Origin of the sequence: Listeria costaricensis (genome assembly GCF_900183385.1) — a bacterium.
In the GTDB taxonomy this organism is placed as follows: Bacteria; Bacillota; Bacilli; order Lactobacillales; family Listeriaceae; genus Listeria; species Listeria costaricensis.
Map to the genome: position 1 here is coordinate 1 of NZ_FXUT01000032.1, position 20,796 is coordinate 20,796.

The window sequence follows — 20,796 nt, forward strand, 5'->3', positions numbered from 1 at the left end:
AGAAAACAGAAAAAATAGAGCTATTTAGCTTTGGAAATGGCGACGGAAAATTTGTTAATCGTAATTTTTTATAGAAATTTACTATTTTTGTAATATTTGAAGTCTATGAAAGTCGTTGAAAATAGGGCTTTTGTCTACGTGGCTGATTTGTATATGTAAAATTGTAATTTTTAAGTAATGAAAGAGATTTCTTTGTAATATTATATTGACTTTCTATTTTGAATCCAGTACGCTTGATTTATAAAGTTAAAAAAGGAGATGAAAGCATGGAAGAAATGCAGCATAGAAATAAAAAGAAGGACATCATTATTGCGATCATAGTCGGGTTAGTTGTTATTGCAATTGGGCTAGCGTTGTGGACATTTTTTCGTGGGGGAAGCAGTGATGGGGCTGTTCAGGGAGATACAGAAGTCTACGCTATGGCTGTCAAAGATGTTGTGAGTAGTAGTCAGGGATCAACCGCCAATTATTTGACAGGTGTGATTGAACCGAAAGCGGTTAATAAGTATACGATTAATACAGATAAAGGAAAAGTCGACGAAGTGTATGTCAAAGTGGGCGATTCTGTTGAAAAGGGGCAAAAGCTGTTTCATTATTCCAATCCGGATGGAGATTTAGAAATCAGAGAAGCCCAGCTGGAACTGGAGATGCAGCAAGCCGCGGCCTCAGAAAGTCAGGCGAAAGTCGATCGTTTGAATAAGCAGTTGAAAGAGGCGGACGATGAGGAAAAGGCGACCTTGACGGAGGAGCGGAACCAGGCGCAACTTGAAGTGAAGCAAAATCAGCTGAGCGTTGAAAAAGCACAGGCTGCCTTGTCGACCGTACAGACTAAATTCAGCAATAGTATTGTTTATGCGGATGCCTCTGGTGTTGTGCGTAAGGTGGATGATGGGCAGATGAATGGGGCTGTTTCTGCTGATAGTAGTAATAGCAATGCATCGACTTTTATTGAAGTGGTCGACGATTCGGCTTATTATGTGAAGGGCGCAGTCGATGAATTTCGGCGGGATGAGCTTTCAAAAGATCAGCAAGTGACGATTATCGATCGCAATGATGAGTCGGTCACGTGGCCTGGAAAAATCACGGCTATTGGGGATTTGCCGGAGAGTGATGGTTCTTCAAGTGAGGAGTCGAGTTCTTCTTCGGAGGAAAACCCTGTTCTGACAAAATATCCATTTACCATTGAAGTTTCGGCTGGTGAGGGAATGAATATTGGTCGCCACGTCTTTATTTCTACAGAGGTGATGGGTGATGCGGCCGCAAATGCCGATACGATCGCACTGCCATCAGATTTTATTTTTGAAAAAGACGGCAAGAGCTATGTCTGGCTGGTGAAGGATGGCAAGGCGAAAAAGACGGCGGTTGAGACGGGCGAGCCAAATCAAGAGACGATGACGACAGAGGTCAAATCGGGCGTTAAAATGGATGATTACATTCTGTATCCGGATAACTCGGTGAAGGCGGGAATGGAGGTCCAAACGGATGCTTCGACTGAATAATCTTTCTAAATCTTACTATCAGGGCAAAGAGACGATTCCTATTTTAAAGGATATCAATCTGCATATTGAAAATGGCGAGTATGTCTCGATTATGGGGCCATCTGGCTCGGGCAAGTCGACATTGATGAATATTATTGGCTGTTTGGATAAGCCGACAGCGGGGGACTATTTTCTTTATGGGAAAGAAGTCAAACAAATGAAGGAGAAGGAGCTGGCTCAGCTTAGAAACCACTCGATCGGTTTTGTTTTCCAGACGTTTCATCTGATGCCGCGTCTTACTGCTCGTCAGAATGTTGAGCTGCCGCTTATTTATGCGAAGGTTCCTAAGAAAGAGCGGAAAAGACTGGCCGAAGAGGCGCTCGACAAGGTGGGGCTTGGGGATCGGATGACGTTTAAGCCGGCCGCTTTATCGGGTGGTCAGAAGCAGCGTGTGGCTATTGCGCGGGCGCTCGTGACGAAGCCGGACTTTATTTTGGCGGATGAACCGACTGGCGCGTTGGATACCAAGACGGGTGCGCAGGTCATGGAACTTTTTACGAAGCTGAATCAAGATGGCGTTACGATCATTGTGATTACGCATGAAACGGAGATTGCAGATTGTACGCGGCGGAAGATATTTATTCGCGATGGCAGGATCACTTCAGATGAGGGAGGGGTCGCTCGTGCTTGAAAATATCAAACTATCGCTGCAATCGATCTGGGCGCATAAACTGCGGTCAATTTTGACGATGCTTGGTGTGATCATCGGGTTAGCTGCGATCATTGCGATTGTCAGTCTGATTGAGGGCAGCAGTGAAGCATTGAAAAAAGAAATTGTCGGCGGCTCCAATAATACGCTAGAGCTAAGTTTTGCGACAAAAGCGGAACTGAATTCGCCGGATGGGTCTGGTGTGACGGGGAATGAAAAGATGCCGGCCTATATGGAAGAAATCAGTGATGCACAAATTGATGAACTTAAGGGCATTGACGGCATGAAAAATGTGCTGGTTTCCTATAATGCTTGGGGAAGGATGTACCGGCACAATCAGGGTGTTGATATGGATATTCGAGCGGTTACGCCGGGCTATTTTGATATTTATCCAACCAAGGTGATAGAAGGACGGAATTTGTCGCCGCAGGATTATCAAAACAGCAGTCAGCGAGTCGTTTTGAATGATTTTGCCTACCAGTCGCTGTTTCCAGAGGGGGATGGTTTGATGAAAATGGTGGAATTCAATGGGACGCCTTTTCAGGTGGTCGGTGTAGTCAAACTTTCCAAAGCGTTTACGAATACTTATGGCGGTGAGGATTATGCCATGGCCTTTGTTCCTTCGGGGAATTGGCCGCAGATTCAAGGGAATGTCAATCCGCAGCCGACCATTTCGGTTCAAAGTGAGAAGACGGATGATTTGCAGCGTGTGGCGGAAGAGGCGAGTGCAATTTTGAATGCATCGCTACCCGAATCGGATTATATGTATGGGGTTTATAATATGGGCGATATGGATGGTCAAATTGAGGAATTCAATCAGGCGCAGTTTTTCCTTTTGGGCGGGATTGCGAGTATTTCACTGCTAGTGGGCGGGATCGGCGTGATGAATATTATGCTGGTATCGGTCACAGAGCGGACACGTGAGATCGGAATCAAAAAGGCGCTCGGTGCCAGACGCGGCACGATTTTAATGCAGTTTTTAACAGAGGCGATGGTGTTGACGCTTCTAGGGGGTTGTATTGGGATTGGCGCTGGACTGGGGATTGCAGCGGGTCTGACGAATATGATGGCCTATCCGTTTATTATTTCGATCCCGGCGATTCTGGGCGGACTGGCGTTTTCACTTTTGATTGGGGTTGTTTTTGGACTTGTTCCGGCGATCAAAGCATCAAAACTGAATCCAATTGAAGCCTTGCGTTATGAATAAATAGAGGAAGCTTAGCGGCGAATGTGCTGCTAAGCTTTTTTGTGTTGCGTGGACCCAAAAAAACACAACGCGGGGGGACGCGTTGTGAAAGAGAGTTTCAGGAGTTGTGCATTCTGAGACAAATTAAGGGATTATTGGGAAACTTAACGAGTTTATTTTGGACGGTGAGTGTCCGTTTGTCTGCAGAATTTACACAAGTTAGCTCTTTGGGTAAAGTAACTTTCTCCGATTAACTTTATTATAGAAGAAGTACTCCATTTTTTCCTGTTGTCTTGCTTACATTTTCGGTTTTCAAAGTGACATTTTTGTCACACTATATGCTAAAAATCAGTTATTTCTTTACGATCGACAGTTCTACTCAATTGTCCTTCGCGTTTTTGGAGTTCGCGTGTGATTTCTTCCAATGTAATGCCTTTTTCAACCAGCAGGACGAGCAGGTGATAGGTGAGGTCGGCAGTTTCAGCGATTAATTCGTCAGGGTCATTTTTAGCTGCAATCACGACTTCGGTGGCTTCTTCGCCAATTTTTTTGAGCATCTTGTCGAGTCCTTTATCAAATAGATAGTTGGTATAGGAGCCTTCTTTCGGGGTGTCTTTTCGTTGTTTGATTTCTTGATATAAATTTTCAAGCATGCTGATCCACTTCCTTTATTAAATTAAAAAAACAGCTGCGACTGCCGGTGTGACAGGCGGCTCCAATCTGATCAACGCGAATGAGGAGTGTGTCTTGATCGCAGTCTGTCAAAATTTGTTTGACTTTTTGAATGTGACCACTTGTCGCACCTTTGTGCCAGAGGTCCTTGCGACTTCGGGAATAGAACCAGGTCTCATTTGTGTCGAGCGTTTTTTGGTAGCTTTCTTCATTCATATAGGCGAGCATGAGGACTTGATCGTTCCGGTCGTCAATGATGATGGCGGGGACGAGTCCTTTGGTAAAATCGATCATGGCGTGCGCACCTCCAATCCAGCTACCGTCAAGGCCTGCTTGACTTCTGTGATGCTCAGTTCACCGTAGTGGAAAATACTGGCGGCCAGAGCGGCTTCGACACTGGTTTTTTGGAAAACGTCGACCATGTGGTGGGCATTGCCGCAGCCGCCAGATGCGATGACGGGGACGCTGACGGCTTCACTGATGGCTTTTGTGAGCGGGATATCGTAACCGTCTTTGGTTCCGTCGCCATCCATGCTTGTCAGAAGGATTTCTCCGGCACCGAGTGAGACGACTTGTTTGGCCCACTGGATGGCATCAAGTCCTGTGTCATCACGACCGCCTCGACTGTAGACGTGCCAGCTTTCGCCGTGGCGCTTGGCATCAATGGCGACAACGATGCATTGTTCGCCGAATTTTTCTGCTCCTTGGCGGATGAGATCGGGGTTCTTGATGGCGGCTGAATTGAGTGAAATTTTATCTGCACCGGCTTGCAGCATGGCTTTCATTTCTTCGGTTGTTGTGATGCCACCGCCGACGGTTAAGGGAATGAAGACTTCGGCGGCTGTCCGCTCGACGACATCAATCATGGTTTTGCGCTTTTCGTGTGTGGCGGTGATATCGAGAAAGACGAGTTCATCAGCACCGGCTGTATTGTAAGCCTTGGCGATGGCAACCGGGTCGCCGACATCTTGTAATGAAAGAAAATTGATGCCTTTGACGACACGGCCGGCAGTGACATCAAGGCAAGGAATGATCCGCTTAGTAAGGCCCATTTTGTACCTCCAGTGCTTGTGACATCGTGAGATTTCCGCTATACAAGGCTTTGCCGGCGATCGTTCCTTCAATGCCGAGTCGACTAATTTTCACAAGGTCGTCTTGGTTACTGACGCCGCCGGATGCGATAATTTCTGCTTGGACGCGTTTTTTGAGTGCGGCGAGGGCTTCGAGATTCGGGCCGGCGAGTGTGCCATCACGGCTAATGTCGGTGAAAATGATGGTTCGAGTGCCGAGCTGTTCCATTTGTTCGGCAAAATCAAGATAGGAGATTTCGCTTACTTCCAGCCAGCCGTGTGTGGCGACGCGGCCGTTTTTTGCGTCGATGCCAACTGCGATCTGTTGCGGATAGCGGCGCACGGCTTCCTGCACGAAAGCGGGATCTGCGACGGCTTTGGAGCCGATAATCACGCGGCGGGTACCGGCTGACAGATAGGCGTCAATTTGTGCATGTGAACGAATGCCGCCGCCGACTTGGACGGGAAGGCCGGTTGCTTCGATCATCTGCTCGATCAGTGGCAGATTGACGGGGGTTCCAGATACGGCACCGTCCAGGTCTACGATATGCAAAAAGGTGGCACCTTCTTGCTTGAAGGCACGTGCTTGTGCGACGGGGTCTTCATTTACGACGGTCTGCTGGGCAAAATCGCCTTGGTAGAGTCGGACGCAGCGCCCGTTTTTTAAATCGATTGCTGGGTAGATTTGCATGTGATGACCTCCTTGAAGCCGGCTAGAATTTGCAGGCCGATTGTGCCGCTTTTTTCAGGGTGGAACTGGGCACCGTAAACATTGCCGCGGCGAATAATGGCAGGAATTTGGATGCCATAAGTGGTGCTTGCTACTGTATATTCTGCTGCTGTATCGGCAAAGTAGGAATGAACAAAGTAGACGTCTTTTCCTTCCAATCCGGATGTGAGTGGTGTTTCTTGGTGAATGTGCAGCTGATTCCACCCCATATGTGGGATTTTTTGCCCGTGTAGTGGCGGGATTCTTTTGACGTTTCCGGGAATCAGACCGAGTCCGCTTGTCAGGCCGTGCTCTTCACTTTGATTAAGCAGGAGCTGCATGCCGAGGCAGACGCCGAGAATCGGTTTTCCGGAGGCGGCTTCTTGCTTTAAAAGGTCGACGAGTGCGCGATTCTTTAGTTCCTGCATGGCCTGTTTGAATGCGCCGACGCCGGGGAGAATCAGGCCGTCTGCTGCTTGAATTTTGAGTGGATCGGCGGTGATTTGGCTGGGAAGTCCGATGTAGGTGAGTGCTTTTTGAATGCTGCGGGTATTGCCGGTGTCATAGTCAATTATGGCGATCATTCACAGCACTCCTTTCGTTGAGTTGATGCCTTGGATTTCCGGGTTGATGGAGATGGCTTGCCGCAGTGCCCGACCAAATGCTTTAAAAAGTGCTTCGATTTTGTGGTGCGTATTTTTACCGTAAAGGACTTTGAGATGAAGGTTCATTTGGGCATTGAAAGCGACGGCTTGGAAAAATTCTTCGACAAGTTCGGTATCAAAGTCGCCCAGCTTGGGGCTTGTGAAATCGGCATCGAATACCAGATAGGCACGACCGCTAAGATCAAGCGCTGCAAAGCCGAGTGACTCGTCCATTGGCACATAGGCGGAACCGTAACGCTCAATGCCGGCTTTATCGCCGAGTGCTTCTTTCAAGCAAAGGCCGAGCACGATGCCGATATCTTCGGTTGTGTGATGGCTGTCAACATAGGTGTCACCTTTTGCCTGAACGTTTAAATAGATGCGGCTGTGTTTGGCGAAAAGTGTCAGCATGTGATCGAGAAATCCGACACCTGTCTCGATTTGTGGTTCTTTTTGCTCGTCCAGTGATAAGGCGAGTGCAATATGGGTCTCTGCGGTATTTCGCGTTAGTTCTGCTTGTCTCATCATTTTTCCTCCTCCTTGAAACGAATGCGAATGGCTTCGGCATGTGCGTGCAGCCCTTCAGCTTCGGCGATTCGGGTGATAAAATCTTTTTCCGCAGCAAGTGCTTCCTTGGTATAGGAAAGAAAAGAGCTGCGTTTGACAAAATCATCGACACCTAGCGGAGAAAAGAAACGTGCGGTTCCACTAGTCGGCAAAACGTGATTGGGACCGGCCATGTAGTCGCCGAGCGGTTCGGATGCGTACGGGCCGAGAAAAATCGAACCGGCGTGGCGAATCTTGGCGAGGTGGCTCATCGGGTCGGTCATTTGGATTTCTAAATGTTCCGGTGCAATGGCATTGGCTACTTCAAAAATGGCTTCCTGCGAGTCTGTCACAATGAGGTGACCAAAATCGGCAAGGCTTTTGGCCGCGATTTCCTGACGTGGCAGGGCGGGCAGCTGTCGATCGATTTCCTGCTCGACTTGGCGGGCCAGTTCGACGGAATCGGTGACCAGATAGGTGCGGGCCATCGTGTCGTGCTCGGCTTGGGATAGCAGGTCGGCGGCAATGAAGGCTGGACTAGCATCACGATCGGCAAGGACGGCGATTTCCGAGGGACCGGCAATCATGTCGATCGCTACCTGACCAAAGACTTCTTTTTTGGCGGTGGCCACGAAAATATTTCCCGGTCCGACAATCTTGTCAACTTGTGGAATCGTTTCGGTACCGTAAGCAAGGGCGGCAATGGCTTGCGCTCCACCGATCTGGTACACTTCGTCCACGCCGCTTAGGGATGCGGCTGCTAAGAGGCTAGAGCTCAGGCCGTTTCTGTCAGGAGGCGTCACCATGATGATCCGTTTGACGCCGGCAATTTTGGCTGGCAGGACGTTCATCAAGACGGAAGACGGGTAGGCGGCTGTTCCACCGGGGACATAAACGCCGACTGTTTCAAGCGGAAGCACCAATTGACCACGAATCACACCGGCTTTTTCGCTGTCCATAAAGGCTGTTCGCTTTTGCTTCTCATGGAAGGACTGAATATTGGCTTTTGCTTTTTCGAGTGCTTCCAGCAGATCCGGTTCGATCAGGTTTTTGGCTTCGGTCAATTTTTCTTGTGGGACGCGGAAGTTTTCGGGAGCAAAGCCATCGAATTGTTCACTAAAGCGACGTGCGGCCAGGTCTCCTTCTGTGCGGACGGCTTCGATGATTTTTTTGACGGAGGTCAGGGTTTCCTCACTCTGTTTCGCACTATAAGTCGTATGTAATTGGTTGATGATGGTGGTTTGATTGCCACTGAGCCATTTCATTTGCGGACACCTTCCTTTATGACTTGTTCTAATTCGTCGATCAGGTTGAAAATTTGTACTTTTTTCTGTTTAAGAGCAGCTTTTCCCACGATCAGGCGGGCTGAGATCGGGTACATTTCCTCGTAAATGACGAGCCCGTTATCATGCAGAGTGGCGCCAGTTTCGACAATATCCACGATCGCATCTGCCAAGCCAAGTAGCGGGGCAATTTCAACGGAGCCTTCAATTTTAATGATCTCCACGTCTTGCCCCTTTTCGCGAAAATATTGTGCGGTGATATTTGGATACTTGGTGGCAATCGTTTTGCGGCGGTAGTCTGTGGGATCAAAATCGGGTGTGGACGCGAGGCAGAAGCTGCATTTGCCAATCTCAAGGTCGAGCATTTCATAATAGCTGCTGCTGGATTCGAGCAGAATGTCGCGGCCAACGATGCCAATATCGGCGGCACCGTGCTTGACATAAGTCAAAACGTCGACTGCTTTGACAAGAAAGAAGGAAACGGGCTGCTGCTCACTTTGGAAAATCAGCTTTCTTTTTTTGTCGGCGAGCATGGAGCAGTCGATGCCGGCTTGAGTGAGCAGCTCGACGGCTTGTTTTTCCAGACGTCCTTTTGTCAGTGCGATTCGTAAGGGTTTCATGCTTCCAACTCCTTTTCATAAAGATAGCTGACGTTTTCAGGTGTAAAAGCGATCACTTGGTCGAAGTCCCATTTTCTGGCAAAAGCGATCGACTCTCGCGGGGAATCAAAGAAGCTGAGCGAGCTGTTCGGTTTATTGGCTGCATAGCGCAGAGCTTCTTTTAACTCGGATAGTTCATAGTGAATCAGGATTTTAGGCGCTTGGGGTGGCGATTTTGGTCGTGTTTTCTCAAGCAGCGTCAAAATGGTGTCAAGGTGCAAGGCGAGACCGACTGCCGGAATTCGTTCACTACTTGCATATTGCGGAAATTGGTCATAGCGACCGCCGCTTAGAAAGTAATCAGCTGCATAATCAGCAAATCCGCGGAAAATCAGACCGCTATAGTAGTCGAGCTCCTGAACGAGGCCAATATCGACAGTCAGATTGGCAGCCGGTTCGATTTGCTGGACAAGGCGTGCGGTTGTTTCGATTTCCTCAAGGGCGAACAGAATCTGCGGGTTTTGCGTCAATTGTTTGGCTGAAGCAAGAGTTTCTTCTACTGGTCCGAATAAACGCGGCAGTTGGGTAATAAAGGCTGCCAGCTCACTTGGGAAGTTTTCGGCAAAATTTTTCAGTCCGGATAGGTTTTTATTTTGTAAATGCTGGCGGAATTCCCGTTCGGCGTTTTCAGAGAGCCGTAATTCGCGGATGATGGCTTGGTAAATGGCCGCGTGCCCCAGCTCCAATTGAAAGTGCGGAATGGCGAGTTCTTGGATCAGCTGCATGCCGGCCAAAATGCATTCCAGTTCTGCTTTTTGTGAATCATAGCCGATCAGTTCGATGCCGGCCTGGGTCTCTTCGTTTTTATCGCCGCCGTGGCTTTCGTTCGCTCGAAAGATTTTTCCGCTGTAGGAAAGTTTGAGCGGTAAGGTCACGCCGGTTGTGCTGACTACACGGCTGATTGGCAAGGTTAGGTCGGGACGGAGAACGAGCAGTCGTCCTTTTTCATCAAAAAAGCGGTAATGTTTGGCTTCTGCTTGATTGAGTGCAGCAAAGACATCTTCAAACTCGATCATCGGCGTCTCAATGCGCAGATAGCCACGTTTTTCAAAGAAGTCTGCAACGGCCTGTTCTAAATGAAAGGCATTTTTAGCCTCGCGAAATAATTTATCTTTTGTTCCTGTAGGCAAGCTTCGATTCCAATTCATGCGGAAACTCCTTTCGATATTTTAACTTATTAGCATATTAGCATGTTAAAGTGTTTTTGTAAATGAAAAAAACTGAATATGTTATAATAGACAAAAAACGGAGGCGATTAATATGAACTGGGACGGACATACCCATACGGAATTTTGCCCGCATGGAACGCATGAAGAAGCAGAACAATTTGTCAGACGGGCGATTGAACTGGGGTTCGATACATATTCGATCACGGAGCACATGCCGATCACGCCGGCTTTCAAACGGACGACGGCTGGGGATATGGAGGCGGTCGATACGGCGGCCATGGCGATGTCGGACTTGCCATACTATTTTAAAATGGTCGAGCGGCTAAAGGAAACTTATAAAAGCGACATTGAAATTAAACTGGGCTTTGAAGTGGACTATTTGGCGGATTTTGAGGATTACACGCAGGACTTTTTAAATGAGTACGGGCCGCGGCTGGATGACGGCGTTTTGAGTGTGCATTTTATGGAAGGAACGGGTGGCACTCGGTCGATTGATTTTTCGGCGGAGGATTACGACGAAGGGCTGGTGCAATATTACGGCAGCTTTGGCGGGGCGCAGGTGGCCTATTATCAGGAATTGATGAAGTCGCTGGATGCAGATCTGGGGCCGTATAAGCCAAAACGGATCGGTCATATCACACTTTGCCGGAAATTTAAGGACTATTTCAGGGAGGATTTGACTTTGCCGCAAGAGGTCTATCTGCCTTTTCTTGAGCAGGTGGCACGCAGGGGATATCAGCTTGATTTGAATACCGCGGGCCTTTTTAAACCCTATTGCAATGAGACGTATCCAACGACGGAAATTATTCAGCAGGCGAAAAAATTGGCGATCCCGCTGATTTATGGTTCTGACAGTCATGGCTTGGCGGATGTTGGGCGTGGCTATGCGGAATATGAGGCGGCAAAACAATAAAAAAAACGTTGAAACCATGCGAGACGGTTTCAACGTTTTTTGCTAGACCACAAACATAAAGTACAGAATAAACAAGACCATCATCCCGTACATAATCGGGTGGACTTCTTTATAGCGACCTTTCAAGCACATCGTCAGCGGGTAGAAAATGAAGCCGATCGCAATCCCTGTTGCAATCGAGAATGTCAGTACCATCATCAAAATAACGAAGAATGCTGGTACCGCCACTTCAAATTTCGACCAGTCGATGTGTGCGACGTTGCCAATCATTAGAATGCCCACAATCACAAGCGCTGGCGTTGTAACGGCACTTGTAATCACGCCTAGAAGTGGCGAGAAAAAGAGCGACAGGCCAAAGCAGATGGCAACAACAACCGCAGTCAAGCCAGTCCGTCCGCCTACTGCAACGCCGGCAGTTGATTCCACGTAAGAAGTCGTTGTCGAGGTACCAAAAATCGCCCCAACAACGGTTGCGCAAGAGTCTGCAAATAGCGAGCGTCCTGCACGAGGAACTTTATTATCTTTCACAAAACCAGCCTGATTGGCCACTGCAACAAGTGTGCCGGCTGTATCGAAGAAATCGATAAAGAAGAATGTCAGGATGACGATCAGCATCTGCGGAGTGAAAATGTCTGGCAAATGAATGACCGCCTGACCGAATGTCGGTGCAACACTTGGAACCGCAGAAACGATTTGTGTCGGCACATCGATCAGTCCGAAAATCATGCCGCCGATTGCTGTGGTGGCCATACCAAGGAAAATCGCGCCTTTTAAATTAAGTGTCATATAGATAACGGTAACCACGATACCGAAAACCGCCAGTAGAACGGGACCCGAATGGATATCCCCTAGTGCGACGATGGTCGATTCATTGGCTACAATAATGCCAGCATTTTTAAGACCAAGAAAGGCAATGAAGAAGCCGATGCCGGCGCCCACTGCATATTTCAGTTCGGCTGGAATGGCGTTGATGACTTTTTCACGAATGCCGGAAAGTGTTAAACAAATAAAAACAAGTCCTGAAACTAATACACCGGCAAGTGCAGTCTGCCAAGGAATTCCCCACTGGGCGCATACTGTGTACGCAAAGAAGGCATTGAGCCCCATCCCGGGAGCCAGTCCGATCGGATAGTTGGCAATCAGTCCCATAAGCAGGGAGCCAACTACTGCCGCTAATACTGTAGCGACGAAAACAGATTCCAGATCCATGCCAGTCGTGTGAAGCATTGTCGGATTGACAAACAACACGTAAGCCATTGACAAGAAGGTTGTCAGGCCGGCCAGAATTTCTGTTTTAACAGTTGTGTGATTCTCGCTGAGTTTGAAAAATTTGTCCATGAAAAAAAGCCTCCTATAGATTGTGTAGTCGCACAATTAGGTGAGCTTACGTAAAAAAGGAAGCGCCAAACAGAGTCCTTTCTCCTGAAAAGACAATCTCCCTATTTATTCGCTGCGCTCGTAGCCAGGCAATTTACGGTTGCCAGGTAGAAACGTCCAGACCCTATTTCTAGACATATACGACCAATATATTGATTGTAGCTGAAATTGAACAATCAGGCAAGATAAAATTTTATATACAGACTTTTGTTAAATTAGTTTATACTTTTGTGTAATTCGTGTATAATGTAGTCATCAATAAGTCTATTTTTGGAGGGAAAACAATGAATTATCAATTTCCGGAAAATTTCTTTTGGGGAAGTGCGGCATCTGGTCCGCAAACTGAAGGGGCTGCGAATATCGATGGTCGCAAGCCGAGTATTTGGGATCACTGGTTTGAAATCGAACCGGGACGCTTCTTTAATGGCGTAGGTCCAGCGAATACATCCAACTTTTATTATCAATATAAAGAAGATATCGCGCTAATGAAGGAAACGGGGCACAATTCGTTCCGTACGTCGATCCAGTGGTCGCGTCTGATTCCAGATGGCATTGGAGAAGTCAATCCGAAAGCAGTTGATTTCTATAATCGCGTCATTGATGAAATGATTGCACAAGGCGTGGAGCCGTTCATGAACCTGTATCATTTTGATATGCCAATGTCGATGCAGGAAAAAGGCGGTTTTGAATCGCGTGAAGTAATTGATGCCTATACGACTTTTGCTGAAACATGCTTTAAGCTGTTTGGCGACCGTGTGAAATACTGGTTTACTTTTAACGAACCGATCGTACCTGTTGAAGCTGGCTATCTATACGACATGCACTATCCAAATGTGGTGGACTTCAAGCGTGCTGCCCAAGTTGCTTTCGGTACGACGCTTGCTCATGCACAGGCTGTTGAGGCTTACCATGCGCTTAAATTGGACGGCAAAATCGGGATCATTCTCAACCTGACACCATCTTATCCGCGCAGCCAAAATCCGGCTGATGTGAAAGCGGCTCATATTGCAGACTTGTTCTTTAACCGTTCATTCCTTGATCCGGTGACAAAAGGTGAGTTCCCGGCTGACTTGGTGGAAATTCTGCGCGAACGGGACTTTCTGCCTGAATATGAAGCAAGTGATCTAGAAACGATCAAAAATAATATCATCGACCTGCTGGGTGTGAATTACTATCAACCGCGTCGCGTCAAAGCGAAAGAATATCTGCCGCATCCAGATGCACCATTTATGCCGGAACATCTTTTCGACAACTATGAAATGCCGAACCGGAAAATGAATCCTTACCGCGGCTGGGAAATCTATGAACAAGCCATCTATGATATTGCGATTAACATTCGCGACAACTACGGCAACATTCCGTTCTTTATTTCTGAAAACGGCATGGGTGTTGAAGGCGAAGACCGTTATCGCGGAGAAGACGGCGTTATCCATGATACGTACCGGATTGATTTTATCAAGAGTCATTTGAAATGGTTGCATAAAGCGATTGACGAAGGGGCAAATTGCCAAGGCTACCACCTGTGGACATTCATGGACTGCTGGAGCTGGGCGAATGCTTACAAAAACCGTTATGGTCTTGTTGAAGTCAACCTAGATGACAACTTTAAACGAACAGTGAAAGCTTCTGGCCGCTGGTACAAAGAGCTTGCTGAAAATAACGGATTTCAGGAAGCCTAAAAGTGTGCTAAAATGAGGGTAAGAATTTGATTAGTAGAGGTGAATACCGTGGCGCAAAACCAGACAAAATACAGCTTTATCGCGGAGGAAATCCGCAACCGAATCATGAATCACGAATATCCTTTAGACAAACCAATTCCAGATGAAATGACGCTGTCTAAAGAGTTTGACTGCAGCCGAATGACGATGAAAAAGGCGCTGGAGGTCCTGGTTCTGGAAGGATTGCTGTATCGCAAACGGGGCCACGGAACCTTTATCATCAAATCGGCACTCGATCGCGATAAGCTTCAGATTCACAATCAGGAAGTAAACGGCTTTACAAAGCTGGTGGATGGCAAAAATGTCAAGAGCCGCGTGATCAGTTTTCAAGTCGTATTTCCAGATGAAACGATTGCTGAACGCCTGAATATCGAAAAAGAAACGCCTGTCTATGATATCCTGCGTGTCCGAATGGTCGGCAAGGAGCCTTACGTGTTAGAGCATACCTATATGCCGGTCAATGTGATTCCCGGTGTGACGCAGCAAGTGCTGGAAGGTTCTGTTTATCAATACATTCAAGACGAGTTGGGGCTTAAAATTGCTAGTTCTTACAAGCAGATCCGTGCTGATAAGCCTTCTAAGCTTGATCGCGACTATTTGGATTGCGGAGAGACGGATCCGGTGATGGAAGTCGAACAGACGGTTTATCTGAATAATGGTGTGGCTTTTGAGTACTCCTTATCGCGGCATCGTTATGATAAATTTGTTTTTACAACGGTGAATATTGCGCGAAGATAATTTGGAGAAATAGAATGAAAATGACGGCAGAAATGGAAAGAGGATTAGTCTTTCCGTTTCTGCCGTTTTTTTGCATGAATAAGTCGAAATAATATTTCTTTAAGTTTGATTTTTCGACATAATTTAAGGGTATTAAACTTCATATGGAGAGCTTTTGGAGGTTCTCAATGTATTATAATTTTTGTAGGAGGGGATTATATGTGGAAAAAAATTAGTTTTGTTGTGATCCTGTGCATGTTAATAACAATCTTGCTGCCCGTCTCTCAAACCGCCTACGCTGCCGATTCATGGTTATATGACACAATGGATGAGAATCAGTCATTTGTAGATGACATTGTTTCTTCCTATAACAGAGAACATGGAACCAGCCTAACAGAGCAGGATTTCAATCAGGACAAGTTAAATCAGCTGCATCAATTATATATTTCCAGCAATTATTCTTTACCTGATAAGTTTGATCTGATGCCCAATCTGACAGAAGTTTATGCGGCTGCAACGGGTATTTCCACGATTCCAAATTCAATCGGAAGTTTGCAGCACTTAGAGACTTTAAATTGGAATCAAAATGGTCTAACTGAGTTCCCCATGGTCGTTTTGAATTTGCCCCAATTGAAAGTCTTGGAGATCAATGGCGGGACAATTGATTCAATCCCACCTGAAATTTCACAGTTGCTGGATACATTGGAAACTTTGGATATAAGATTTAATCAACTTGTTACATTGCCAGATGAACTATTCGAGGGACAGAGTGATCTTTATTTGGTAATGACGGATAATCAAATTGTTTCGGATGTTCCAAGCTCGTATATGGATTCCTACAATGAAGGAAATAACTTACTGGAGCATGCTGAAGCAGGTCATCAAACGCAAGATCAGCTTGTCTATAATGGCGACACTTTGACAGTTAGTGTCGGAACGGACTTCAGCAAATTAGTCCCTGACAAGAGTGATTTGGGATTGGAATCTGGCAGAGAATTATTTGCCGGTCACGAGTTTGAATACTATGATGATGGACAGGATCCGCATATCAAAAATGGTATCGCGACTTCACCTGGGAAAGCGGAGATTTACATTAAAAGCTCTTTTTCCACAACAACCAATTCCTATGCAAAAGTAAAAATCCCTGTCCAAATCGAGGAAGCAACAGAAGGTCAAGTAACCGTTAATTATTTGGATGAAAATGGTGAGCCGCTTGCAGATAGTGAGGTTTTGACAGGAACGGTAGGCACCGATTACACAACGACGCCCAAAGAAATTGATGGTTATGAGCTAATTGGCACGCCAGACAATGCAACAGGGCAGTATACGACTTCTCCGATCACGGTCAATTATAACTATCAAAAAGTAGCGCCATCTGTTCAAAACGGACAGGTTACAGTTCAATATTTGGATGAAAATGGTCAAGCCTTGGCACCGACTGACACATTGACGGGAGAGGTCGGAACGCCTTATACGACGGTTGCTAAAACAATTGATGGTTATAAGTTGAAGGAAGAGCCGGAGAATGCAGCGGGGAATTATACGGCCGATCCGCAGACGGTCACATATATCTATGAGCAAGACGCTGTACCCGCTTTGACTGGGACGGTTACAGTCAAGTATCAAGATGAGGATGGGAACCAACTTTTACCGGATAGCATGTTGACTGGTGCTGTAGGAACTCCTTATCAGACGGCTGCTCAAGAAATCGACGGTTATACGCTGATGAAGCAGCCGGAAAATGCGGACGGAGTGTTCAGCCAGACGAATCAAAATGTGATCTATCTTTACCAGAAGAACGACGACATAACGGTTTCTCCAAATGGGGATACTTCAAGCATGGTACAGACCGCTGGGAGTATGCCGAGTCAGGGGTTGCCTGCTCAGGAAACACTGACATTACCTAAAACAGGTGATGAAAATGATGCACGAGGACTTTTAGGATTGGCCTTGGCGAGCGGTGCAAGCATGCTACTGTGGACGACACGAAAAAGAAAATAAAATGTAAACAGGCAAGGATTTTTTGCATCATTCCCGGAAACTCAAAGGGGAGATACATGCAAAAATCCTTGCCTGTTTTTTTAAAAGCGTTCTTTGTGTTCGCGAAACCGGCGGATGCTATGGTTGAACACCTCGGAAAGCATTAGTCCACCGGCGATTGCGCCTGCCACCATTGCAACCTGAACGGAAAAGGCAATGGCTGAATTATAATCCCCCAATACGAAATTCCGGACTGCCTGATAAGCAAGACTGCCGGGGACGAGCGGGACGATGCCTGATACATTGAAAATCGTAATGGGCATCTTTTTATATTTTGAAAAAAAGTGGCTGGCAATGGCCACCATGAAGGCGCCAGCTAAAGTCGACATCACAGTCCCAGCACCAAGATGCAGTAGGAGCTGAAAAATGACCCAGCCGAGTGTTCCTGTCAGACCACAGGCATTCAGCGACCGTTTGGGCACGTTGGATAGAATCGCGAAAGATACTGTTGCCAGGTAGCTGAAAATGAGTTGAATGATAACGGTTCCCACGAGTCTATACCCTCCCTACATAAATAACCGAAAAACAACGGCGATTCCGATGCCGATTGCGCAGGAGGTGAGTAGTGCCTCCGTGCCGCGTGCCATGCCGCTGAGCAAATGACCGGCCAGCAAGTCGCGCACCGCATTCGTAATCGGGACGCCTGGAACGAGCGGCATCACGCTGCCGATAATAATTTTATCCAGATTCAATCCCCAGTGTGCATAGATCACCAGAAACGCCAGCGTGCCAATCGCAAATGCTGCTAGGAATTCCGCCAAAAATTTCACTTTTAGCCAGATTTCGGCATAATAAAAAATGATGAATCCGATCGCCCCAATCGCACAAGTGACGGGAAAATCCTGCCAGCTGCCGCCAAAAATGATCATGAGCGTGCCGCTGACGGCTGCTGCGGCTAAAATTTGCAGCCACATAGGGAAAAACTTGACTTCCTGATCAAGCGATTTTAAACGGTCGTGCAGCTCGACCAGCGTTAGTTTGCGATCGGCAAAGTCTCGAGAAAGGTCATTGACGAGAGAGACCTTCTCCAGGTTGATCGTGCGGGTAGGAATCTGCTTTAGTTGGATATTCTGCTCCCCTTCGATCGACATAAAAATTCCTGTTGGTGTCACGAAGCTGATGCCTTTTTTGTTGGAAGCATTATCTGCAATCCGGTTCATCGTATCCTCTACACGGTACATTTCAGCGCCGCTTTCCATCATGATTTTTCCGGCTGTAAGACAAGTTTCAAGCAGATAGTCCTTTTCTTTCGTCAAAAGTGTCTCCCCCTTTCCAAAAAATGTTCTGTTCTAATCCTAACGCAAGTAATCGAAGAAAGCTAGTGCCAATGAGAAAATGATCAAATGAATAGCTTGGACGCGAAAAAGGCTTGAATTTCTGCTACTATGGGTAATAGACAAAGTAGAAAGGAGACTGGCAACATGGCAGGAATCGAATTTGAAATTGTGGAACATATTGGCGTACTTTCAGAAAATGTAAAAGGATGGCGAAAAGAGCTGAATCTAGTCAGCTGGAACGGCCGCACACCGAAATATGATCTCCGCGATTGGGCCCCCGAACATGAAAAAATGGGAAAAGGGATTACTTTGACTGAAGAAGAGGTGGCCGAATTAAAGAAAATTCTGTAGGAGGTGAAAATCAGCATGTATGCTTACGATATTTATGAACCGATCGACCGGAAAGAGGGGGAGCAGTTCCCAGCTATATTTGCACTGCATGGCTTTGCGGGAGACGAAACTTCCGTCGCCGGCATTCTCGAAGTGATGATGGATCGTTATGTGATTATTGCGCTTCGTGGAGATATCGATTATGGGCCAGGCTATGCTTTTTTTCATATGGCAGCAGAAGGCGAACCGGATGAGAAAGAAATTGAGCGAAAAACAGCCAAACTATTCCGTTTTATTGAATCGGTCACAAAAGAATACGAAACGATCGATCCGAAGCAGGTCTTTCTGGCAGGCTTTGATCAGGGTGGCGTGATGTCGGTCAATTTGATGCTAGAGCGCGGTGGTTTTTTCAAAGGGGCGGCTATTTTAAGCACGCGTTACCTGAACAGCTATGAGAAGAAGCCAAAGAATCTTCTGCTCAAGGATAAACGGATTTTTATCGGTCACGGTGTGGAGGATCATGTTTTCCTCATTGAAGAAGCCGAGAAGACGACCCGTTTATTCCGAACGATGTGCGATTATGTTGAATTACACACATATTTTACAAGTCATGATTTGAATGCTCAGGAAGAAGAAGAGCTCGAATTGTGGTTTGATAAACATACAGGCTTACTTACGAGATCGTGAAAGAGAGAACCAGAAATAGAGTGATTGCTTCCATTGTCAAACAATTGACCACCAGGAAGTGTGAGGCGAATAGCTAGCAATGAAAGTTTCCTCAAGTGCATGTAATCAAAAACAAGCTATCTCATTGTTTGCCTGATGACAAGCGGTGGAAATCACTTTTCTGGATACCATTGGAGTTAGAAGACTATAAAATTTATAGACGTATCAATACGCCTGCCTTTGCTTCATCGCTTTGATACCAAACCAAACGGCTGCAAGGTTAGGAATTGGTCGATAAACGAAGAGGAGAAGGCTTGTTTCGAGTCAAACAGGTGCTTGATTCCTTGTTAACTTTGGATTTTTAAACAGAAAAAAACTCTTTGCCAAATGGATACTAGAGATTTGGCAGAGAGTTTTTTTCTGTGAAAGGGTACATTAGTCAAACTGGATCATCACGACTTTCAAATAATTCCCCTCAGGAAATGCTTTGGTCGTGCGGAAGTCGGTCGGCAGGGAGAAGTCTTGAGTAATCCGGTAGGCGCGCGTTTCTTCCTGACAGACGCTATGGATCATTTTCTTGAAAGCTTTCATTCCGAAGCCGGCATAATTGGTTGAGACAATCATTGTGCCTCCAGTTGCTGTCAGCGGGATGAGTTGACGCAGGAGTTCCGGATAGTCGCTCGCTACTTGGAAAGTCGTTTTTTTCGTTCGGGCAAAGCTTGGCGGGTCACAGATAACAACATCAAACTGCTTTCCTTTCCGCAGGGCATATTTGAAATATTGGAAGACGTCTTCCACGACAATCGTTTGTGCGGCGCTGTCTAAATGATTGACCTCGAACTGCTCACGTGTTTTGGCAATGGTCCGTTTGGCGGCATCCACACTGGTCGTATGAACTGCACCGCCGTAAAGTGCCGCTACAGAGAAAGCACCGGTATAAGAGAAGGTGTTCAGTACCGTTTTTCCAGCTGTAAGACCTAGTGACAACTCGCGGCGGACATCTTTTTGATCAAGAAAAATTCCTGTCATCCAACCATCATCTAAATAAACTGCAAAAGTCATGCCGTTTTCTTTGACTAAAAGGGGTTCAGGGGCTTTTTCACCGCCAACAAAGTCCTCCTGATCCGCTGCTTCCTCCTGTTCAAAACGCCGCTTCTCGTAGATGCCTTTGACAAACGGAAGATCGAATAGATGGGGGAGCAGCTCTTTTTTGAATTCATAAAGGCCGAGACTGTACCACTGAAGCAGCAAAAAGCCGTCATAGTAGTCGATTGTCAGGCCGCCAAATCCGTCGCCTTCTCCGTTGAATAACCGGAAAGCCGTTGTCGTCTCATCGGCAAAATAGGTCTGGCGTATTTCTATCGCTTCTTTTAGCCGTGCTCGAAGATTATCAAGCAGGGAGGGAGCCTTTTTCTCAAAGCTGAATAACCAGCCGTCGCCTTTATTTTGCTTGCCGGCATAACCATAGGCAATAAATTCACCGGTAGGGCTGACTAGTTTTAGCAAGGTGCTCTCGGTAATTTTTTTAGACCAATTCATCATCCATTCCTTGTGCAGGAGTGGATAGCCTTGCTGATACTTATTGACGTGCTTTTTTGCTACTTGAAGCGGGTAGTAGTTTTCCATATTATCC

The 20,796-nt window shown here is 46.7% G+C and carries 22 protein-coding genes and 1 riboswitch; of the genes, 9 read left to right on the forward strand and 13 right to left on the reverse strand.

Features of this window, described 5'->3' with window-relative positions:
• Nucleotides 1-266 precede the first annotated feature (266 nt).
• Genes CS921_RS14985 through CS921_RS14995 form a run of 3 tightly spaced genes read left to right on the forward strand, consistent with a single transcriptional unit; the run spans nucleotide 267 to nucleotide 3,394 of the window.
• Entirely contained in the window at nucleotides 267-1,499 is a 1,233-nt protein-coding gene (locus CS921_RS14985) for an efflux RND transporter periplasmic adaptor subunit (protein WP_099225323.1), read from the forward strand.
• Complete coding sequence (locus CS921_RS14990) at nucleotides 1,483-2,169, forward strand: ABC transporter ATP-binding protein (RefSeq protein ID WP_099225325.1); 687 nt, start codon at nucleotides 1,483-1,485, stop codon at nucleotides 2,167-2,169. Before CS921_RS14985 ends, CS921_RS14990 begins: the two co-directional genes overlap by 17 nt.
• Nucleotides 2,162-3,394 carry an ABC transporter permease gene (locus tag CS921_RS14995; RefSeq protein ID WP_099225327.1) on the forward strand — a complete coding sequence of 411 codons (1,233 nt, stop codon included), beginning with the start codon at nucleotides 2,162-2,164 and terminating at the stop codon, nucleotides 3,392-3,394. The genes CS921_RS14990 and CS921_RS14995 overlap by 8 nt, the downstream gene beginning before the upstream one ends.
• A gap of 320 nt (nucleotides 3,395-3,714) precedes the next feature.
• On the opposite strand, the gene hisE is transcribed toward CS921_RS14995, so the two are convergent.
• From hisE to hisZ, 9 genes are read right to left on the reverse strand one after another with little or no spacing between them, the layout of a single operon-like run.
• Complete coding sequence (gene hisE / locus CS921_RS15000) at nucleotides 3,715-4,026, reverse strand: phosphoribosyl-ATP diphosphatase (RefSeq protein ID WP_099225329.1); 312 nt, start codon at nucleotides 4,024-4,026, stop codon at nucleotides 3,715-3,717.
• Nucleotides 4,019-4,339, reverse strand: coding sequence for a phosphoribosyl-AMP cyclohydrolase (gene hisI / locus CS921_RS15005; protein WP_099225331.1), 321 nt, complete (start codon nucleotides 4,337-4,339; stop codon nucleotides 4,019-4,021). Before hisI ends, hisE begins: the two co-directional genes overlap by 8 nt.
• Nucleotides 4,336-5,097 (reverse strand): imidazole glycerol phosphate synthase subunit HisF, encoded by a 762-nt coding sequence (gene hisF / locus CS921_RS15010; protein ID WP_099225333.1) that lies wholly within the window; start codon nucleotides 5,095-5,097, stop codon nucleotides 4,336-4,338. Before hisF ends, hisI begins: the two co-directional genes overlap by 4 nt.
• Nucleotides 5,084-5,806, reverse strand: coding sequence for a 1-(5-phosphoribosyl)-5-[(5-phosphoribosylamino)methylideneamino]imidazole-4-carboxamide isomerase (gene hisA / locus CS921_RS15015; RefSeq protein WP_099225335.1), 723 nt, complete (start codon nucleotides 5,804-5,806; stop codon nucleotides 5,084-5,086). Before hisA ends, hisF begins: the two co-directional genes overlap by 14 nt.
• The gene (hisH, locus tag CS921_RS15020) at nucleotides 5,779-6,408 is read right to left on the reverse strand and encodes an imidazole glycerol phosphate synthase subunit HisH (protein ID WP_099225337.1); all 630 of its coding nucleotides are present in this window, start codon (nucleotides 6,406-6,408) and stop codon (nucleotides 5,779-5,781) included. The genes hisA and hisH overlap by 28 nt, the downstream gene beginning before the upstream one ends.
• Nucleotides 6,409-6,993: an imidazoleglycerol-phosphate dehydratase HisB gene (hisB, locus tag CS921_RS15025; RefSeq protein ID WP_099225377.1), complete on the reverse strand. Its 585-nt coding sequence runs from the start codon at nucleotides 6,991-6,993 to the stop codon at nucleotides 6,409-6,411. It abuts the gene before it with no gap.
• Entirely contained in the window at nucleotides 6,993-8,279 is a 1,287-nt protein-coding gene (gene hisD / locus CS921_RS15030; RefSeq protein WP_099225339.1) for a histidinol dehydrogenase, read from the reverse strand. Before hisD ends, hisB begins: the two co-directional genes overlap by 1 nt.
• The gene (hisG, locus tag CS921_RS15035) at nucleotides 8,276-8,917 is read right to left on the reverse strand and encodes an ATP phosphoribosyltransferase (protein ID WP_099225341.1); all 642 of its coding nucleotides are present in this window, start codon (nucleotides 8,915-8,917) and stop codon (nucleotides 8,276-8,278) included. Before hisG ends, hisD begins: the two co-directional genes overlap by 4 nt.
• On the reverse strand, nucleotides 8,914-10,104 hold the full coding sequence (hisZ, locus tag CS921_RS15040; protein ID WP_099225343.1) for an ATP phosphoribosyltransferase regulatory subunit: 1,191 nt from the start codon (nucleotides 10,102-10,104) through the stop codon (nucleotides 8,914-8,916). Before hisZ ends, hisG begins: the two co-directional genes overlap by 4 nt.
• A 112-nt stretch (nucleotides 10,105-10,216) precedes the next feature.
• Here hisZ and hisJ point away from each other — a divergent pair, with 112 nt between their 5' ends.
• On the forward strand, nucleotides 10,217-11,038 hold the full coding sequence (gene hisJ, locus CS921_RS15045) for a histidinol-phosphatase HisJ (RefSeq protein WP_099225345.1): 822 nt from the start codon (nucleotides 10,217-10,219) through the stop codon (nucleotides 11,036-11,038).
• Between the two features lie 42 nt (nucleotides 11,039-11,080).
• Here the strand turns inward: hisJ and CS921_RS15050 are convergent, their stop codons facing one another.
• Complete coding sequence (locus tag CS921_RS15050; RefSeq protein WP_099225347.1) at nucleotides 11,081-12,376, reverse strand: NCS2 family permease; 1,296 nt, start codon at nucleotides 12,374-12,376, stop codon at nucleotides 11,081-11,083.
• Nucleotides 12,377-12,477: 101 nt separating this feature from the next.
• A riboswitch (purine riboswitch) is annotated at nucleotides 12,478-12,579 on the reverse strand.
• 120 nt (nucleotides 12,580-12,699) lie between these two features.
• On the opposite strand from CS921_RS15050, the gene CS921_RS15055 reads away from it, so the two are divergent.
• The 3 genes from CS921_RS15055 to CS921_RS15065 all read left to right on the forward strand — a co-directional run bounded on the left by CS921_RS15055 (nucleotide 12,700) and on the right by CS921_RS15065 (nucleotide 16,851).
• A complete protein-coding gene (locus CS921_RS15055) occupies nucleotides 12,700-14,094 on the forward strand; it encodes a glycoside hydrolase family 1 protein (RefSeq protein WP_099225349.1) in 1,395 nt (464 codons plus the stop codon).
• A gap of 48 nt (nucleotides 14,095-14,142) precedes the next feature.
• A complete protein-coding gene (locus CS921_RS15060) occupies nucleotides 14,143-14,871 on the forward strand; it encodes a GntR family transcriptional regulator (protein ID WP_099225351.1) in 729 nt (242 codons plus the stop codon).
• Between the two features lie 198 nt (nucleotides 14,872-15,069).
• Complete coding sequence (locus CS921_RS15065; RefSeq protein WP_099225353.1) at nucleotides 15,070-16,851, forward strand: MucBP domain-containing protein; 1,782 nt, start codon at nucleotides 15,070-15,072, stop codon at nucleotides 16,849-16,851.
• A gap of 80 nt (nucleotides 16,852-16,931) precedes the next feature.
• Here the strand turns inward: CS921_RS15065 and CS921_RS15070 are convergent, their stop codons facing one another.
• Nucleotides 16,932-17,381: a threonine/serine exporter family protein gene (locus tag CS921_RS15070; RefSeq protein ID WP_099225355.1), complete on the reverse strand. Its 450-nt coding sequence runs from the start codon at nucleotides 17,379-17,381 to the stop codon at nucleotides 16,932-16,934.
• Between the two features lie 15 nt (nucleotides 17,382-17,396).
• The gene (locus CS921_RS15075; RefSeq protein WP_099225357.1) at nucleotides 17,397-18,146 is read right to left on the reverse strand and encodes a threonine/serine exporter family protein; all 750 of its coding nucleotides are present in this window, start codon (nucleotides 18,144-18,146) and stop codon (nucleotides 17,397-17,399) included.
• A 165-nt stretch (nucleotides 18,147-18,311) separates the two neighbouring features.
• On the opposite strand from CS921_RS15075, the gene CS921_RS15080 reads away from it, so the two are divergent.
• Nucleotides 18,312-18,518, forward strand: coding sequence for a YdbC family protein (locus CS921_RS15080; protein ID WP_099225359.1), 207 nt, complete (start codon nucleotides 18,312-18,314; stop codon nucleotides 18,516-18,518).
• Nucleotides 18,519-18,533: 15 nt separating this feature from the next.
• The gene (locus CS921_RS15085; protein ID WP_099225361.1) at nucleotides 18,534-19,184 is read left to right on the forward strand and encodes an alpha/beta hydrolase; all 651 of its coding nucleotides are present in this window, start codon (nucleotides 18,534-18,536) and stop codon (nucleotides 19,182-19,184) included.
• A 414-nt stretch (nucleotides 19,185-19,598) separates the two neighbouring features.
• Here CS921_RS15085 and CS921_RS15090 read toward each other — a convergent pair whose 3' ends face one another.
• The gene (locus CS921_RS15090) at nucleotides 19,599-20,789 is read right to left on the reverse strand and encodes a class I SAM-dependent rRNA methyltransferase (protein ID WP_099225363.1); all 1,191 of its coding nucleotides are present in this window, start codon (nucleotides 20,787-20,789) and stop codon (nucleotides 19,599-19,601) included.
• Between the last annotated feature and the right edge of the window lie 7 nt (nucleotides 20,790-20,796).